The organism is Leucobacter sp. USCH14, from assembly GCF_037619215.1.
GTDB lineage: Bacteria > Actinomycetota > Actinomycetes > Actinomycetales > Microbacteriaceae > Leucobacter.
Genome location: NZ_JAQPZP010000002.1, coordinates 295,752 through 311,818 on the forward strand (window position 1 = coordinate 295,752; position 16,067 = coordinate 311,818).

Here is a 16,067-nt window from a genome sequence, read left to right on the forward strand (position 1 = left end):
GTCATCTCTCCCTTGAGAATGTCGGTCGTGAAGATGTCATCTCTGCGAAACGCTTGTGGTCAGACCATGTGGTATGACCACAAGTAGTGTAGGTGCGGTCTTCGCGATCCGTCAATCTGGGCCGGGGACGAGCGGGGGATCAGCGGGCGGTCTCGAAGTAGTACCCGCGAATATGCGCGCGGATCCTTTCGACAGCGGCATCGCGGTCGCCGTCGCGCAGGCTCTCGAGAATGCCGCGGTGCTCGGCGCGCAGGCGCTGCACGGTGCGCGTCCAGTCGGGAAGCGCCTGCGCGCGCTCCAGCGTGTGGTCGGCGATCGAGACGCGCAGTGCGTCCATCAATGTGCTGGTCAGCGGGTTGTTCGCGGCCCGGGAGAGCAGCACGTGGAACTCGGCGTCGAGGGCGAGGAACTCCTCGACCGGTAGATCGGGGTCGTCCATGCGGTCGAGTAGCCGACCCGCGCGCTCCCAATCGCCCCGCGAAGAGTCGGAGTGCTCGGCCGCCCAGCTCTCGAGCAGCAAGCGCATCTCATAGACGTGATGGTGCTCCACCTGGCTCGTGGCGAGTTGCAGGTTCAGTGCGAGCGTGAGCGCCTGCTCGGGGGAGGCCGTGATGATGGTGCCCGATCGCGGGCCCGAGCCTGTGGCCGTACGGATCGTGCCGAGCGCCTCGAGCACGCGCAGCGCCTCGCGCAGCGAGCTGCGTGAGACCTGCAGCGTCTCGGCGAGCACGCGTTCGCCCGGCAGGTGGTCGCCGATGTGGAGCCGCCCGCTTCGCAGCTCCTCGGTCACCCACTCCATGACCGCTTCGTGAGCCTTCATCGCTCTTGATTATCGCAGTCGGCGCCCGCCCCCGCGGCCGTGTCCAAGGTCGCCGCGTCGTCCCGCATGCCGCGCGCCCGCGCACCCCCGGCGGGGGTGTAACGGATGGGAGCGGTGGATCGGGCCACCACGGCTCGCAACTCGGCGAGCCCGGGGCCGATGAGGCCGAGCGTCTGCGCCTGGATGAGCAGGTTGCCCATCGCGGTCGCCTCGACCGGGCCCGCGAGCACCTCGAGGCCGGAGCGGTCGGCGAGTCGCTGGCAGAGCAGCGTGTTCTGGGATCCGCCGCCGACGACGTGGATGGTCGACACCTCGCGATCCGCCAATCGACTCGCGGTGTCGACGGCGTTCGCGAACGCCACGGCGAGGCTCTCGGTGATGGAGCGCACGATCTCGACGCGGCCCTCCGGCGCGCGCTCCCCGCGCTCCTCGAACCAGCGCACGATGCGGTCGGGGAGGTCGCCGGGCGGCATGAACTGGGGGTCGTTCGCGTCGAAGACCGGGATCGGGCCGCTGACCTGTTCGGCGGCGGCGAGCAACTCGCCGAGCAGGCTCGATCGCTGAGCGTTGGTCGCGCCGGGCTCCCAGTGGCGCAGCGACTCCGAGAACAGCCAGGTGCCCATGACGTTGTGCAGGAAGCGCGTGGTGCCCTCGATGCCGCCCTCGTTGGTGAAGTTCGCGAGGCGCGCGGCGTCGGTGAGCACCGGCGCATCGAGTTCGAGGCCGACGAGGCCCCAGGTGCCGCACGAGATGTACGCGAAGTCGGATCGCGTGGCCGGCACCGCTGCGACTGCGGAGGCCGTGTCGTGCGAGGCGACCGCCACCACGTCGATGGCGCGTCCGATGACCTTCGCCGCGTCTCCGGCGACCGGCCCGAGTCGCGCGCCGGCGTCGATGAGCGGCGGCAGAATCCGCGCGGGGATGCCGACCTCCGCTGCGAGATCGCGATCCCACTCGCGGGAGCGCGGGTCGAGCAGGCCGGTCGTCGAGGCGTTGCTCCGCTCGGCTGCTTCGACGCCGGTGAGCCAGTAGTTCAGCAGGTCGGGCACGAGCAGTGCGCGGTCGGCGACATCGAGCAGGCCGTCTTCGGCGGCGAGCTGGAAGATCGTGTTGAAGGTGAGGTGCTGCAGCCCGTTGCGGGCGTAGAGGCGCTCGGCCGGAACACGCGCGTGCACCGCTGCGACTCCGAGCTCGCAGCGCGCATCGCGGTAGTGGTACGGGATGCCGAGCAGGCGCCCGTGGCGGAGCAGTCCGTAGTCGACCGCCCACGAGTCGATGCCGATCGAGGCGATCTCACCCGGCGCGCTGCGCTCGGCGGCGGCGAGGCCCTGGAGGGCCTGGTGGTAGAGCTCGAGGAAGTTCCAGTGCAGGCCGTCGCTCGTGCGCACCGGGTCGTTCGCGAATCGTGCGATGTGCTGGGTGCGGAGCTCGGCGCCGTCGGCCGTCTGCTCGATGCGCCCCACGATGACGCGCCCGCTGGTCGCTCCGAGATCGACGGCGGCGACGGCGCGGCCGGCGGCCGGGGCGCCGACCCCGACGCCGGTGCCCGCCGATCCTGCAGCCGTGTCGGTCATCGCAGGAACGCGGCGGCGACGCCGGAGTCGACCGGGATGTGGAGGCCCGTCGTGCGGGTGAGCTCGGGGCCGGTGAGCACGTACACCGCGTCGGCGACGTTCTCGGGCACGACCTCCCGCTTCAGGATGGTGCGGTTCGCGTAGAACTGGCCGAGATCCTCTTCCTTGACGCCGTACGTCGCGGCGCGGTTCGCGCCCCACCCGGCCGCGAAGATGCCGGATCCGCGCACGACGCCGTCGGGGTTGATGCCGTTGACGCGGATGCCGTGTTCTCCGAGCTCCACGGCGAGGAGCCGCACCTGGTGGGCCTGGTCGGCCTTCGTCGCCGAGTAGGCGATGTTGTTCGGGCCGGCGAAGACGCTGTTCTTGGATGAGATGTAGATGACATCGCCGCCGAGCTTCTGCGCGATCATGGCACGAGCGGCCGCCTGGGAGACGAGGAAGGATCCCTTCGCCATGACGTCGTGCTGCAGGTTCCAGTCGGCCTCGGTGGTGTCGAGCAGCGACTTCGAGAGCGAGAGCCCGGCATTGTTCACGACGAGGTCGATGCCGCCGAATGCGAGCACCGCGGCGTCGATCGCCTGCTGCACGGCCGTCGCGTCGGCGACGTTCGCGGCCACGCCGATGGCGACGTCGGTATTCCCCAGCTCGGCTGCAGCGGCCTGAGCCTTCTCGAGGTCGAGATCGGCGACGACGACGCACGCGCCCTCGGCGGCGAGGCGCGTGGCGATCGCCTTGCCGATGCCCGACGCCGCGCCGGTGACGAACGCGATGCGGCCCTGGTGCGACTTTGGCTTCGGCATGCGTTGGAGCTTGGCCTCCTCGAGCGCCCAGTACTCGATGCGGAACTTCTCGGCGTCGCTGATGGGGGCGTAGGTGGAGAGCGACTCGGCGCCGCGCATCACGTTGATGGCGTTGACGTAGAACTCGCCGGCGACGCGGGCGGTCTGCTTGTTCGCGCCGTAGCTGAACATGCCGACGCCCGGGATGAGCACGATGAGCGGATCCGCGCCGCGCATGGCGGGGCTCGCCTCGTCGGCGTGCGTCTCGTAGTACGCGCGGTAGTCCTCGCGGTATGCCTCGTGCAGTTCGTGCAGGCGCGCGACCTGCTCCTCGACCGTGGCGGTGGCGGGCAGGTCGAGCACGAGCGGCTTCACCTTGGTGCGGAGGAAGTGGTCGGGGCAGCTGGTGCCGAGTGCCGCAAGCGGGGCGAGCTTCTCGCGCGAGAGGAAGTCGAGCACGGCGTCGGAATCGGTGAAGTGCCCGACCATCGGCTTGTCGGTGCTGGCGATGCCGCGCACCACCGGTGCGAGCTGGGCTGCGCGGGCGCGGCGCTCCTCTTCGGGGAGCGGCTCGAAGCCGGCGACGACCCCGCCGAAGGGCTCGGGGGACCCGTGCTCGGCGATGTAGGCGGCAGCGGTGTCGATGATCCAAAGCGAATTCTGCTCGCTCTCCTCACTCGTGTCGCCCCAGGCGGTGATGCCGTGGCCGCCGAGGATGCAGCCGATCGCCTCGGGATGCTCCGCCTTGATGGCGGCGATGTCGAGACCGAGCTGGAAGCCGGGGCGGCGCCAGGGCACCCAGACGACGCGGTCGCCGAAGATCTTCGCGGTGAGCGCTTCGCCGTCTGCCGCGGTCGCGATGGCGATGCCCGAGTCGGGGTGCAGGTGATCGACGTGCGCCGCGTCGACGAGGCCGTGCATAGCCGTGTCGATCGAGGGCGCGGCGCCGCCCTTGCCGTGGAGGCAGTAGTCGAGGGCCGTGACCATCTCGTCCTCGCGCTCGAGGCCGGGGTACACGTTCACGAGCGCGCGGAGTCGGTCGATGCGCAGCGTCGAGAGGCCGGCGGCGGTGAGCGTGCCGAGGTCGCCGCCGGATCCCTTGACCCACATGAGCTCGACGTCTTCGCCGGTCACTGGGTCTTTCGTGAACCCCTTCGCCGACGTGTTGCCGCCCGCGAAGTTCGTGTTCTTCTTGTCGGCGCCGAGTCGATTCGAGCGGGCGATGAGAGCCTGGGCGGTGGGGTCGGTGTGCGTCATGGGCGGCCTTTCGAGCTCCGGGGGATGCGCCCAGCCTAAGCTCCGCTTGTTTCGAATGCAAGCGTAGAAAGTTGCGTTCGAAAGCGATGCCGGTTTCGATGCCCGCCTCTCCGCGCAGGATCGCGGTAGAGTAACCGACTATGACGCCATCCGCAGATCAGCGCGACGAGCGCATCCTCGGTCTGCTGGAGGGTCGCGAGCTCGTGTCCGTCGGCGAGCTCGCCTCGAGCATCGGCGTCTCTGCGGTGACCATGCGCAAGGATCTCGACCGGCTCGCGCGCAGCGCCGTGATCGAGCGGGTTCGCGGAGGCGCGCGTCTGCGGACCGCGGAGGAGGGGCCGCTGGCCGAGCGGCTCGGGCACCGCGTCGGGGCGAAGCGGGCCGTGGCTCGACGCGCCGCTGAACTCGTCGAGACGGACGCCGTGATCGCGATCGACTCGTCGTCGACCGGGTACTATCTTGCGCTCGAACTCGCCGATCGCACCGACCTGACGATCGTGACGAACTCACTGCGGGTCGCGTCGCAGCTGGCGGAGCGCTCGGGCCCCGCGATCGTGGTGCTCGGCGGCACGGTGCGGCGCACGTCGCACTCGACCGTCGGGTTCCCGCCCGAACTGCTGCGCGGGTACGGCACGATCGACCTCGCCTTCCTCGGCGTCTCCGCGCTCTCGCCGGAGCAGGGGCTGCTCGAGCGCTCGTTCTCCGAAGCCGAGACGAAGCGCGCCATCGCGTCGGCCGCCGGCAGCGTCGTCGGGCTCTTCGACTCCTCGAAAGCTGCGGGTTTCGGCCAGCACAGCGTGGTTCCGGCCTCCGCGGTCGATCGACTCGTCACCGATGACGAGTTCAGCGAGGCCGACGCGGCGCCGTGGCGCGCCCTCGGCGTGACCGTCGACCGCACGGCCCAGGGTGCATCGCACGCCGCCTCCTGATTCCTCGCCTCCGCGTGGCTGCGATGCGGACCGGCTACCCCTCGCGAACGAGCATGACGAGCGACTGACCGCTCCAGATGTGTTCGCGGTCGGGGAGGTCGGCGAGGCCGCTGTGCGCCAGGTCGGGAGTGGCCATGCCCGGGGGCACGTAGACTCCGAAGGGCGCTTCCGGGAGCATGTAGCTCAACATCGCGCGTCTGGTCGCAGATCAAGGCCGATGTGCTGGGGGTGCGCGTCGATCATCCCGCGAGCGGGCACGGTGCGGCGCAGGGGGCGGCCATGCTTGCAGGAATCGCGACGGGCGCGATCGACTCGCTCGACGCGATCCGCTCGCACGGTCGTGAACTCGAGGCGAGCTTCACGCCGGACCCCCTGTTGACAGCGGCCTACGCGGAACGGACTGCTCACTTCGCGACGCTCAGCGCCCTGAACGACCGCCGCCGCTGAGCCGCGCGAATCGACGCGCCCTCTGCCCCGTCGCGGCGACCCTGCCACCACCAACCCCGCTCGCTCGGCGGTCCGGCTCGCTCGGTAGGCTCCGCTCGCTCGGCGGTCCGGCTCGCTCGGTCGACCCCTCTCCCTCGGTCCGAGCGGGCCAGCGGTGCGTATTGCGCGCCGCTCGACCGCTTCATTGATCCGTTTCGACGTCCACGGCCCGGGAATGCGTAGGGAACCGAGCGCCCGTGTCGAGCGATGGCGCAGCGCTGCAGGGCGATCCGGGGTAACGATTCCGCATCGGCCGCACCGCCTATTGTGCCGCGCGAAACAATTTGGTAGTTTCAGTGAAACCTTCTTGGTTCAATGAACCAAAGAAATTCACGCAGCATCACCACAAAGGAGTGAGTAATGGCACAGGCCGGTCCATACGCGGGAGTCACGAGTTCTGAAGCCGCGATCGAACGCGCGATGAACGATGCGAACGGCGTGCTGCGTCTCGCTCCCGCTTGGGTGCCGCGCGCGTTCTGCACCCCGGGTCGGCGTATCCGGCTGCACCCAGACGACTACTTCCCGTTGGGCAAGGAGCGCGGCGGCATCGACGAGCGTTGGTTGGCGAGTGCGATCCGGGCCGAGAACGGGCCGCGCACCGACCCGTTCGAAGGCCTGAGCCTCGTGCGCGATCCCGACGGCGGGGTGATCCCGCTCGATGAACTCATCGCGCACGCGAAGGGCGATGCCATCGGTGCGCTGTGGGCGTCGCACGGCCTCTGGCCGATGTACTCGAAGTTCTTCGACAACGAGTTCCCGCTGCCGTTCCACATCCATCACCGCGATGAACACGCCGCCCTCGTCGGCAAGCCCGGCAAGCCCGAGGCCTATTACTTCCCACCGCAGATGAACAACCATGGCGGACAGTTCCCGTACACGTTCTTCGGGCTTCACCCGGAGGTCACGAAAGAGCAGCTCCGCGACAAACTCGAGGCGTTCCTCCGCGGCGGTGACAACCGCATCACCGACCTGTCCAAGGCGTATCGCATCACCCCTGGCACCGGATGGGACGTGCCCGCAGGTGTACTGCACGCACCGGCCAGCATGTGCACCTACGAGCCTCAGGCGGCGTGCGATGTGTTCGCGATGACCGAGTCGTGGTCGAACAATCGCGAGGTTCCGGACGAACTGATGTGGAAGGACGTGCCCGCGAGCAATGTCGGCGACCTGGACTTCATCGTCGATCTCGCGGACTGGGATCTGAACATCGACGCCGACTTCTGGAGTCACCGATTCACTCCGCCGGTCGAGACGGTCGAAAGCCGCGCCGGGTCGCCTGAGTACACGGAGCGCTGGATCACCTACCGCGCGACTGCGTTCAGCGCCAAGGAACTCACCGTCGCTCCGGGCGGGTCCGTCACCGTGGGCGACCGGGACGCGCACGGACTCATCGCGGTCGCCGGGCACGGCAGCATCGGCGGGCAGCACATCGCGGCGATCTCGAGCATCCGATACGGGCAGTTCTCGAGCGATGAGTTCTTCATCACGGCGGGAGCCGCATCGGGCGGGGTGCAGGTGGTCAACACGTCGGCGACCGACGATCTGGTCATTCTGAAGCACTTCGGGCCGGGCAATCAGCAGCTCGCGAGCGAACGCGTCGAGCTGGGACTCTAACGATGTCCGCTCAACCGAAGCTGTACGGCCGGACACTCGCGGAGGTGAGGCGTCGCACCGGCTCGCTCCATCAGCTCGCCCGCATCGACCAATTCGACGAGACGCAGGGCGCGGCTCGGGGCGCTCGTCGCATCGTGCTCACCTCGGGTGGTGGGCTGACGGTCGAGCTGCACCCCGATCGCGCACTCGACATCGGCGCGGTGGCGTACCGGGGCGTCCCGATCGCCTGGCACTCTCCCACCGGATTCGCCGATCCCGGCCTCACGGTGGATTCGGGGAGCGAGTGGCTCCGCACGTTCGGAGGCGGTCTGCTCGCGACCTGCGGGCTCGACTCGTACGGCCCCGCGAGCACGTTGGCGGGAGTCGAGTACCCGATGCACGGCCGAATCGGTTCGATACCGTCGGTCGTCACTCGGGCACAGGTGACCGACGCCGAACTCGTGGTGGAAGCGGAGGTGCGTCAGGCCAGCGTCTTCGGAGACAACCTGCTGCTCACCCGCCGCATCACCGTACCGATCGGCGGGGCGTCGATCGTGGTGGAGGATCGCGTGACCAACGAAGGGTCGGCGGCGGCCGGGCACATGGTGCTCTACCACGCGAATCTCGGGTGGCCTCTGCTCGACGACGGCTCGGTGCTCGAGGTGCCGTCGGTCTCGGTGTCCCCTCGTGACGCTGACGCGGAACACGGACTCTCGCAGTGGTTCGAGATCACCGGGCCGGTTCCGGGGTACGCCGAACAGGTGTTCAAGCACGATTTCACCGGGCAGGGGATCGCGGAGGTGTCGCTCGACAACCCGACGCGCGATGTCCGCGTCGCCGTGCGGTTCGACACCGCCTCGCTGCCGGCGCTGCACCAGTGGAAGATGCTGGGAGAAGGGCATTACGTACTCGGGCTCGAACCGACGAACGTCGACTGGAGCCGCGGCCGTGCCGCCGCGAGCGAGGCCGGCGTCCTGCCGATGCTCGCCGCCGGGGAGAGCGCGGACTATCGTCTCGAATTTCACTGCGGAGCGAGCCGGGTCAGCAGCTCACCCGAGTCAGGAGGATCCGCATGACCGTCGCACTGGAGATGCGCGGCATCTCGAAATCGTTCCCCGGCATCCGGGCACTCGCGGATGTCGATCTGGTCGCCCGGGCCGGTGAGGTGCACGCGATCGTCGGCGAGAACGGCGCAGGGAAATCGACGCTGATGAAGATCCTCGCGGGTGTGTATCAGCCGGATGCAGGCTCCATCGTCCTCGGAGGCTCAGAAACCCGGATCGCCGGGCCCATCGACGCGCGAAAGCGCGGTATCGGGATGGTCTACCAGGAGCTGAATCTCGTGCCGGATCTGACGGTCGCGGAGAACATCATGCTCGGCGCGACCCCTGCCCGGTTCGGCTTCGTGCGTCGACGGGCGCTCTCCGATGCCGCGTCTGCCGTGCTCGACGCCTTCAACGCTCGGATCGATCCCTCGGCGCTTCTCGGGTCGCTCACCGTGAGCCAGCAGCAGATCGTCGAGATCGCGAAGGCGTACGCGCAGCACCCGAGCATCATCGTGCTCGACGAACCCACATCGTCACTGAGCGAGCACGAGGCACAGGCGCTCTTCCACATCGTGCGCCGCATGCGCGCCGATGGAATCGCGATCATCTACATCAGTCACCGGCTTCGCGAGGTGTTGGATCTCGCCGACCAGGTCACGGTGCTGCGCGACGGTCAGCAGATCGACACCCGGGCTTCGGACGGGTTGACGGCGGGGGAGATGATCCGCCTGATGGTGGGTCGGGATCTCACCGATATCTTCCCGAAACGCGTCGTCCCGATCGGAGACGTCGTGCTCGAGGTCGATGGGCTCATGCGAGCCGGAGCGTTCTCCGACGTGACGCTGAACGTTCGCGCAGGAGAGATCGTGGGTCTGGCGGGCCTCGTCGGGGCGGGGCGCACGGAAGTTGCGCGGGCCGTGTTCGGTTTGGATCGTGCGCAGGCGGGCGCCGTGCGCGTCGATGGAGCCGAGCTGGTCGCGCGCACACCGGCGCAGGGAGTCGCTGCGGGCATCGCGTACGTGCCAGAGGATCGGAAGCGCGACGGCATCGTGCCCTCTGCATCCATCAAAGACAATGTTTCGCTCCCCGTGCTGCGGAGCCTCTCGACCGCGGGATGGATCTCCCGCTCGCGCGAGCGGGACCTGGTGCGCGAGCAGGTCGAGACGCTCGGGGTCTCACCGCCGGTCATCGAACGCGCCGTCGACACCCTGAGCGGCGGCAACCAGCAGAAGGTGGTGATCGCGAAATGGCTCGCCGCTCGACCCCGAGTGCTCATCCTCGATGAGCCGACGCGCGGGGTGGACGTCGGCGCGAAGGCAGACATCCACGCGATCATCGGCGAGCTCGCCGCCGCTGGCACCGCGATTCTGCTCATCTCGTCTGAGCTGCCAGAGGTGCTCGCGGTGAGCGACCGGATATACGTGCTCAGTGAGGGGCGCGTGACGGCTGAACTGGATCGAACCGAAGCCGACGAGGCCGCCGTGATGCTCGCGGCAACGGGAGAGGCGGCGCACGCATGACCGATACGAAACTCGATACGACGATCACGGGGGTGCCGGGCACGAGCCGGGTCACCCGCGCGAATCTGGGGGCACGCCTCGGTCCGGTGATCGGAATGCCCGTCGGCATCGTGCTGCTCCTCGTCATCGGCACGCTGCTCTCCGACAGGTTCTTCTCGGTCGGCAATCTGGTCAACGTGCTGATCAACATCTCGATACTCGGCGTGATCGTGGTGGGTATGACGTTCGTCTTCATCACGCGCGGAGTGGCCGATCTCTCGGTCCCGGCCACCGTGGCCGTCGGTGCGATTCTCACCCTCGGCCTCCAACCGGCCATCGGCACCTTCGCGGCAGCGCTCGTCGGGATTCTGGCGGCGTGCGGCGCCGGGGTCGTGAGCGGCATCCTGATCGGGTATGCGCGCATCAACCCCGTGATCACGACACTCGGCGTCAGCACCATCGTGCTCGGCATCGCGCAGTGGAGCGTCGGCGGGGTCATCGTATACGGCTCCGACGCCGACGCCCAGGCTTTCGTGAACAGTCGGGTGTTCGGGATCCCGGTGATCGTCATCATCTTCGTGATCGTCGCAGTCATCGGCCATCTGGTGCTCTCGCGAACGACGCTCGGTCGCTGGGTCTATGCGGCGGGAAGCAATCCTGACGCCACGCGGGCGAGTGCGGTGCCGCTTGCACGAACCCGGGCGTCCGCGTTCGTCATGACCGCCGGGCTGAGCGGGCTTGCGGGCGCGCTGCTCGGGATCACCCTGCAGACGGCGAGGCCCGCGATCGGGGTCGGCTACGAGTTCGACGCGATCACGGCCGTTGTCGTCGGCGGTATCAGTCTGCTCGGCGGGTCGGGCAGCATTCCTCGAGCGATCGGCGGACTCCTGTTCGTCGCCCTGCTCAACAACATCCTGGTGCTGCATGGCGTACCCACGGCGGTACAGGGAATCGCGAAGGGCTTGCTCATCGTCGGCGCCGTCTCGCTCGACATCTACCTCCGTCGGAAGGGAGGCCGCTCATGAGCGCGGTATCACCGTTGCGTGGCGGATGGAGTCTCGCGTTGCTCGGATTGGTGCGCTACCGCGTCATCGTGATCCTGATCGCGACACTCGTCATCGCCGCCACATTCGTCCCCGGGTTCTTCGAAGCTCGAACGCTCAGCCTCGGCATCGATCGCGTGGCGACCATGGGACTCATCGCGATCGGACTGACGGTCGTGCTGATCGCCGGCCAACTGGACCTCTCCGGGGGCGCGATCCTTGCGCTGTCCGGTATCGCGGCAGTCGGTCTCCAAGAATCCATGGGTCAGGTTCCCGCGGCCATCGCCGGCCTCGGCATCGGACTGCTCGCCGGCTGCTGCAACGGGGTGCTGGTGGTGCTGCTCCGGATCAACTCCCTCGTCGCGACACTCGCCTCGATGCTGCTATTCCGCGCGGTGTGCCACCTCATCACCGATTCGCGGCCCATCAGCGGCATCGATCCGTTCTTCGGGATTCCTCTGACGCAGCCGGTCCTCGGCACGCTCTCCACGCGCGTCTTCATCTTCGTCGTGCTCATTCTCCTGCTGCATGTCTGGCTGACGCGGATGGTCTCAGGGCGAAACCTGTTCGCGGTCGGCAGCAACGCGACGAGTGCGGCGGCGAGCGGCATCCGGTCGCGCTGGTACCTCTTCGGAGCATTCGCCTTCAGCGGTCTGATGGCCGGTCTCGCAGGGGTGACGTTCGGCATCGCCTCCAATACGGGGTCCCCGGTCTTCGGCGACACGATCGTGCTCACCGCCATCGCCGCGGTGGTCATCGGAGGAACCCGGCTCGAGGGAGGCGTCGGTTCGGCCCTCGGCACACTCGGCGGGCTGCTCACCCTCGCCGCTCTGACCACCGCCATGGAGTACCAGAGCATCCCCGCGTATGTGCAGGACATCGTGACCGGTGCCATCCTGCTTCTCCTCATCCTGCTCGACCGTCTGACCCACGCGAAGCGTGGCACTGATGTATCACCTACCGCACTGCTGCGGCGCCTCTCACCGAAGAGGGATGCCGCCCGTCAACACGAAACCGAAAGGACACCCGCATGATCAAGAAGGTATTCCTCGGAGGGACCGCGTTCGCCGCGGCACTCCTCCTCGCCTCCTGCTCGACTTCAGGAGCCGATTCCGCCGCCGAGTCACCCGACGCCGAAGCCGGTGCAGGGGCGGAGATCTGCTACATCACCGCCGCCGAGTCGCACGCGTACGCCACTCCCGCGAACGAGGCGTTTCAAGCTGCAGCGGACGAGGCGGGGGCGAAAGTTACCATGCTGAGCCAGGATTTCGACGTCCAGACCGGTACTGAGCAGTTGACGACGTGCATCGGGCGCAGCCCCGATGGGATCGTGCTGTGGCCGCTCGATCCGCAGGCGTACATCCCGGGGCTCATCCAGGCGCAGACGGCGGGCATTCCGGTCGTGCTGATCAACTCGCCGATGGACGATGAGGCGCTCGAGCTGGTGGAGAGTTTCACCGGCCCCGACGTCTACGAGGAGGGAGTGCTCTCGGCGGACGCCATGGATGAGGCGCTCGGCGGCGAGGGCGGGGTCGTCATCATCGCCGGCCAGGCAGGCAACGGCACGAGTATCGGACGCACCGACGGATTCACGGAGCAGCTCGAGAAGATCGGCTCGGACATCGAGGTGCTGCAGACCGTCAACGCCGACTTCGATCAGCAGAAGGCGCTCGTCGCGAGCCGCGATCTGATCACCCGCTTCGGGGACGATATCGACGGCGTCTACGCGAACGACGACACGATGGCGCGCGGCTTCATCGACGCGTGGGCTGAAGCGGGCAAGGATCCTGCGGAGATTCCGCCGATCGTCGGTATCAACGGCCAGCAGGACGCGTTCGAGTCGATTCGCGACGGCCAGTTCTACGCGACCATCGTGCAGTCGCCGGTCGAGGACGGCAAGCTCGCGCTCGAGACGATCGTCCAGGCCGCGGCGGGCGAGACCGTTGAGAATCGCATCCCCATTCCGCTGACGGTCGTCACCGCGGAGAACGTCGAAGACGTCGAACCCGCGTTCTAGATCCACCCGCCGAGAGGCACGGAACGGGCCCCGCGTTGTGCAGCGGGGCCCGTTCCTTTGCTGTCAAATGGCCCCCCGATCAGTTTGCTGCGAGATCGTCCCCCGGTCAGGTGGAGGAGCGCACGACCAGTTCGGGAGCGAGCACGATGTGGTTGGCCTGCGGAAGCGGGCCCGGTCGGTCGATGAGTTGGATCATCATCTCGACCGCCGTGCGGCCCAACCGCTCCCTGGGCTGTGCGACGGTAGTGAGCGGTACCGCTCCGATGGACGCCCACTCGATGTCGTCGTAACCGACCACTGCGATGTCGTCGGGAACGCGCAAGCCGCAGCGCACGAGCTCCTGGATGAGGCCGAGTGCGAGCATGTCGTTCGCGCAGATCACCGCGCTCGGGCGCTTGTCGTGCGGGCGCGCCGCGAGGGCAGCCCCAAGGCGCCGGCCCTCGTCCACGGTCCACGATGCCGTGGTCACGACTTCGAGGGTGATGTCTCCGTCCGATCGATGCACGACCTCGCGAGCGCCCTCGTACCGCGACCTCACCTTGGGGGAGCGGTGCGGGTGCCCGAGGAACGCGATGCGCCGATGCCCCCGCGAGACCAGATGTCGAGCGCCCAGCCGTCCGCCCTCGCGGTCATCGATCACCACGGACCACACGTCGCGGTCGTCTCCAACGCGATCCACGAATACCATCGGCACGCCGCGATCCTTCAGCATGTCGAGGCGGGAGCTCCGCTCATCCACTGGAGAGATGATGATGCCCTGAACCCGCTGCTGCACGAGCAGGTCGAGATTCTGGGACTCCAACTGCGGATCGTACGAGCTGTTGCAGAGCACCACTCCGAGATCGCGTTCCCGGCACACCGCTTCGGCGCCGAGTGCGACATCCACGAAGAACGGGTTTCCGAGTTCGGCGACGGTGATGCCGATGGTTCGCGTGCGACCAGGGCGGAACTGACGCGATCGCTGATCGGGGATGAAGTCGAGCTCGGAGATGGCGCGCTGCACCCGTTCACGAGTGTCAGCGCGCACGTAGGAGGGGCGGTTGAGCACGTTGCTCACGGTTCCCGAGGACACCCCTGCGAGGCGGGCGACGTCTCGAATAGTCACCACGTGCTACCGCCCGGTGCAGTGAAGAGGATGGTTCATTGAACGATCCTATCGTGAGACGCGAAGCTGTTCGCCCAGAGCTCGCTATCGCCGCCACAGATCCGCGGTAACCGCGTCAACCGCTCACCCACCCCAAGAACCGCAGCGGGGTCACTTTTCGTGCGTGTCGAGCCGCCGACTCGCACGAAAAGTGACCCCGCTCGCATATGGGGTGGGGGTGGCGAGGGAGGAGATCCCTACGCGCCCCAGCTGGCCTGGGCGCCGCCGACCCGGTCGGCGTTGATGCGATCCTGGTAGCCCGAGGCGGCGTACGCGGCCATCGGGTCCGCGGGGAGGTCCCGCGACTCGCGCCACTCGGCGAGCGCCGGGCGCACGTCGGTGTAGAACGCGTCCATCATGATGGCGTTCGCGCCGAGCACATCGCCCGCGCGCTGCGCACCGGCCAGCGCGTCGCGGTCGAGCAGCAGGGCGCGGGCCGTCATCTCCTGCACGTTGAGCACGGAGCGGATCTGGCCGGGGATCTTCTCCTCGACGTTGTGGCACTGATCGAGCATGAACGCCACATCGGGATTGTTCAGCCCGCCGCCGCGCACGACCTCGACGAGGATGCGGAAGAGCTGGAACGGATCCGCGGCTCCAACGATCAGGTCGTCGTCGGCGTAGAAGCGGCTGTTGAAGTCGAACGAACCGAGTCGGCCGAGGCGCAGCAGCTGCATCACGATGAACTCGATGTTGGTGCCGGGGGCGTGGTGGCCGGTGTCGAGGCAGACCATGGCGCGCTCGCCGAGCGAGACGACCTGCGCGTACGAGGTGCCCCAGTCGGGAACATCGGTGTGGTAGAACGCGGGTTCGAAGAACTTGTACTCGAGCACGAGTCGCTGGTCGGCGGAGAGGCGTGCGTAGATCTCCTGGAGGGACTCCTGCAGGCGATCCTGCCGGCCGCGCATGTCTGCCTGGCCCGGGTAGTTCGATCCCTCGGCGAGCCAGATCTTCAGGTCGCGCGACCCGGTCTCGTCCATGACGTCGATGCACTGCAGGTGGTGATCGATGGCCTTGCGGCGAATCGCGGGGTCCTCGTGCGTGAGTGCCCCGAACTTGTAGTCGTCGTCCTGGAACGTATTGGAGTTGATCGTGCCGAGCTGCACCCCGAGATCCTCGGCGTGCGAGCGGAGCGCCGAGAAGTCGTCGACGAGATCCCACGGGATGTGCAGTGCGACCGTCGGCGCGAGGCCGGTGTGGCGATTGACCTCTGCGGCATCGGCGATCTTCTCGAAGGGATCGCGCGGGGTGCCCGGCGTGCCGAAGACCTTGAACCGCGTGCCCGAGTTGCCGTAGGCCCAGGACGGGACCTCGACGGCCTGCTGTTCGAGGGCGCTGAGGATTTCGGGAGTCAGCTGGGTGCTCATGGTGATGTGCGCTTTCTGTGTGGTGCTGCGCTATGCGCGATTCGTGCCCGCGTGGTGGCGCGCGAGTTGGTCTTCGAGGTTGAACACCTCGGAAAGTCGGGGGGCCTCCTGGTCGGGGCGGCCGGTCGAGGCGACGAAGTAGTCGGCCATCTTCGCCTCCCACGCGGCGGTGCGCGGGTCGGCTTCGAGTGCTCGCTGGGCGGACGCGTCGTCATCGGTCTCGTAGTAGCCGATGAGGAGGCCGTCGGGGCGGAGGAAGAGCGAGTAGTTGCGACGTCCCGCATCGGCGATCGCGTCGAGCATGTCGGGCCAGACGGCCGCGTGATGCTCGGCGTACTCGGAGAGGCGGTCGGGCTTGACCTGCATCTGGAAGCAGACTCGCATGGGATTCTCCGAGGGGTCGCGGGTGAGGGGGGCGGTGGTCGGGGTGTGGGTCGGGGGCGGCAGAAAGCGAGTGGTGGGGATCCTGACCGTGATCCTGATGCATTCGGATCGGATCAGGATCCCCGC

The 16,067-nt window shown here is 67.9% G+C and carries 14 protein-coding genes; 8 read left to right on the top strand and 6 right to left on the bottom strand.

The genetic code is table 11. The features are described from left to right. Nucleotides 1-139: 139 nt before the first annotated feature. The 3 genes from PQI23_RS03720 to PQI23_RS03730 are packed head-to-tail and all read right to left on the bottom strand — an operon-like array spanning nt 140 to nt 4,433. Nucleotides 140-820 (bottom strand): FadR/GntR family transcriptional regulator, encoded by a 681-nt coding sequence (locus tag PQI23_RS03720; RefSeq protein ID WP_339971647.1) that lies wholly within the window; start codon nt 818-820, stop codon nt 140-142. After that, complete coding sequence (locus PQI23_RS03725) at nt 817-2,394, bottom strand: rhamnulokinase (protein WP_339971649.1); 1,578 nt, start codon at nt 2,392-2,394, stop codon at nt 817-819. The genes PQI23_RS03720 and PQI23_RS03725 overlap by 4 nt, the downstream gene beginning before the upstream one ends. Further along, nucleotides 2,391-4,433, bottom strand: a complete 2,043-nt coding sequence (locus PQI23_RS03730; RefSeq protein WP_339971651.1) for a bifunctional aldolase/short-chain dehydrogenase — start codon at nt 4,431-4,433, stop codon at nt 2,391-2,393. Before PQI23_RS03730 ends, PQI23_RS03725 begins: the two co-directional genes overlap by 4 nt. 140 nt (nt 4,434-4,573) lie before the next feature. Between PQI23_RS03730 and PQI23_RS03735 the strand changes: the two genes are divergently transcribed. The 8 genes from PQI23_RS03735 (at nt 4,574) to PQI23_RS03770 (ending at nt 13,046) form a co-directional block, all read left to right on the top strand. Next, nucleotides 4,574-5,362 (top strand): DeoR/GlpR family DNA-binding transcription regulator, encoded by a 789-nt coding sequence (locus PQI23_RS03735; RefSeq protein WP_339971653.1) that lies wholly within the window; start codon nt 4,574-4,576, stop codon nt 5,360-5,362. Between the two features lie 279 nt (nt 5,363-5,641). Beyond that, complete coding sequence (locus PQI23_RS03740) at nt 5,642-5,809, top strand: hypothetical protein (protein WP_339971655.1); 168 nt, start codon at nt 5,642-5,644, stop codon at nt 5,807-5,809. 399 nt (nt 5,810-6,208) lie between these two features. After that, the gene (locus tag PQI23_RS03745) at nt 6,209-7,462 is read left to right on the top strand and encodes a hypothetical protein (RefSeq protein ID WP_339971657.1); all 1,254 of its coding nucleotides are present in this window, start codon (nt 6,209-6,211) and stop codon (nt 7,460-7,462) included. Nucleotides 7,463-7,506: 44 nt separating this feature from the next. Continuing rightward, nucleotides 7,507-8,517, top strand: coding sequence for an aldose 1-epimerase family protein (locus PQI23_RS03750; RefSeq protein ID WP_339971659.1), 1,011 nt, complete (start codon nt 7,507-7,509; stop codon nt 8,515-8,517). After that, nucleotides 8,514-10,007 (top strand): sugar ABC transporter ATP-binding protein, encoded by a 1,494-nt coding sequence (locus PQI23_RS03755; RefSeq protein ID WP_339971661.1) that lies wholly within the window; start codon nt 8,514-8,516, stop codon nt 10,005-10,007. The genes PQI23_RS03750 and PQI23_RS03755 overlap by 4 nt, the downstream gene beginning before the upstream one ends. Continuing rightward, complete coding sequence (locus PQI23_RS03760) at nt 10,004-11,011, top strand: ABC transporter permease (RefSeq protein ID WP_339971663.1); 1,008 nt, start codon at nt 10,004-10,006, stop codon at nt 11,009-11,011. Before PQI23_RS03755 ends, PQI23_RS03760 begins: the two co-directional genes overlap by 4 nt. After that, complete coding sequence (locus PQI23_RS03765) at nt 11,008-12,063, top strand: ABC transporter permease (RefSeq protein WP_339971664.1); 1,056 nt, start codon at nt 11,008-11,010, stop codon at nt 12,061-12,063. Before PQI23_RS03760 ends, PQI23_RS03765 begins: the two co-directional genes overlap by 4 nt. Next, on the top strand, nt 12,060-13,046 hold the full coding sequence (locus PQI23_RS03770; RefSeq protein WP_090146067.1) for a sugar ABC transporter substrate-binding protein: 987 nt from the start codon (nt 12,060-12,062) through the stop codon (nt 13,044-13,046). The genes PQI23_RS03765 and PQI23_RS03770 overlap by 4 nt, the downstream gene beginning before the upstream one ends. 106 nt (nt 13,047-13,152) lie before the next feature. Here the strand turns inward: PQI23_RS03770 and PQI23_RS03775 are convergent, their stop codons facing one another. From PQI23_RS03775 to PQI23_RS03785, 3 genes are all read right to left on the bottom strand, one after another. Then, nucleotides 13,153-14,154: a LacI family DNA-binding transcriptional regulator gene (locus tag PQI23_RS03775; protein WP_339971672.1), complete on the bottom strand. Its 1,002-nt coding sequence runs from the start codon at nt 14,152-14,154 to the stop codon at nt 13,153-13,155. Nucleotides 14,155-14,387: 233 nt separating this feature from the next. After that, nucleotides 14,388-15,557, bottom strand: coding sequence for an L-rhamnose isomerase (gene rhaI, locus PQI23_RS03780; RefSeq protein ID WP_339971674.1), 1,170 nt, complete (start codon nt 15,555-15,557; stop codon nt 14,388-14,390). Nucleotides 15,558-15,587: 30 nt separating this feature from the next. Further along, nucleotides 15,588-15,941 carry an L-rhamnose mutarotase gene (locus PQI23_RS03785; RefSeq protein WP_339971676.1) on the bottom strand — a complete coding sequence of 118 codons (354 nt, stop codon included), beginning with the start codon at nt 15,939-15,941 and terminating at the stop codon, nt 15,588-15,590. Between the last annotated feature and the right edge of the window lie 126 nt (nt 15,942-16,067).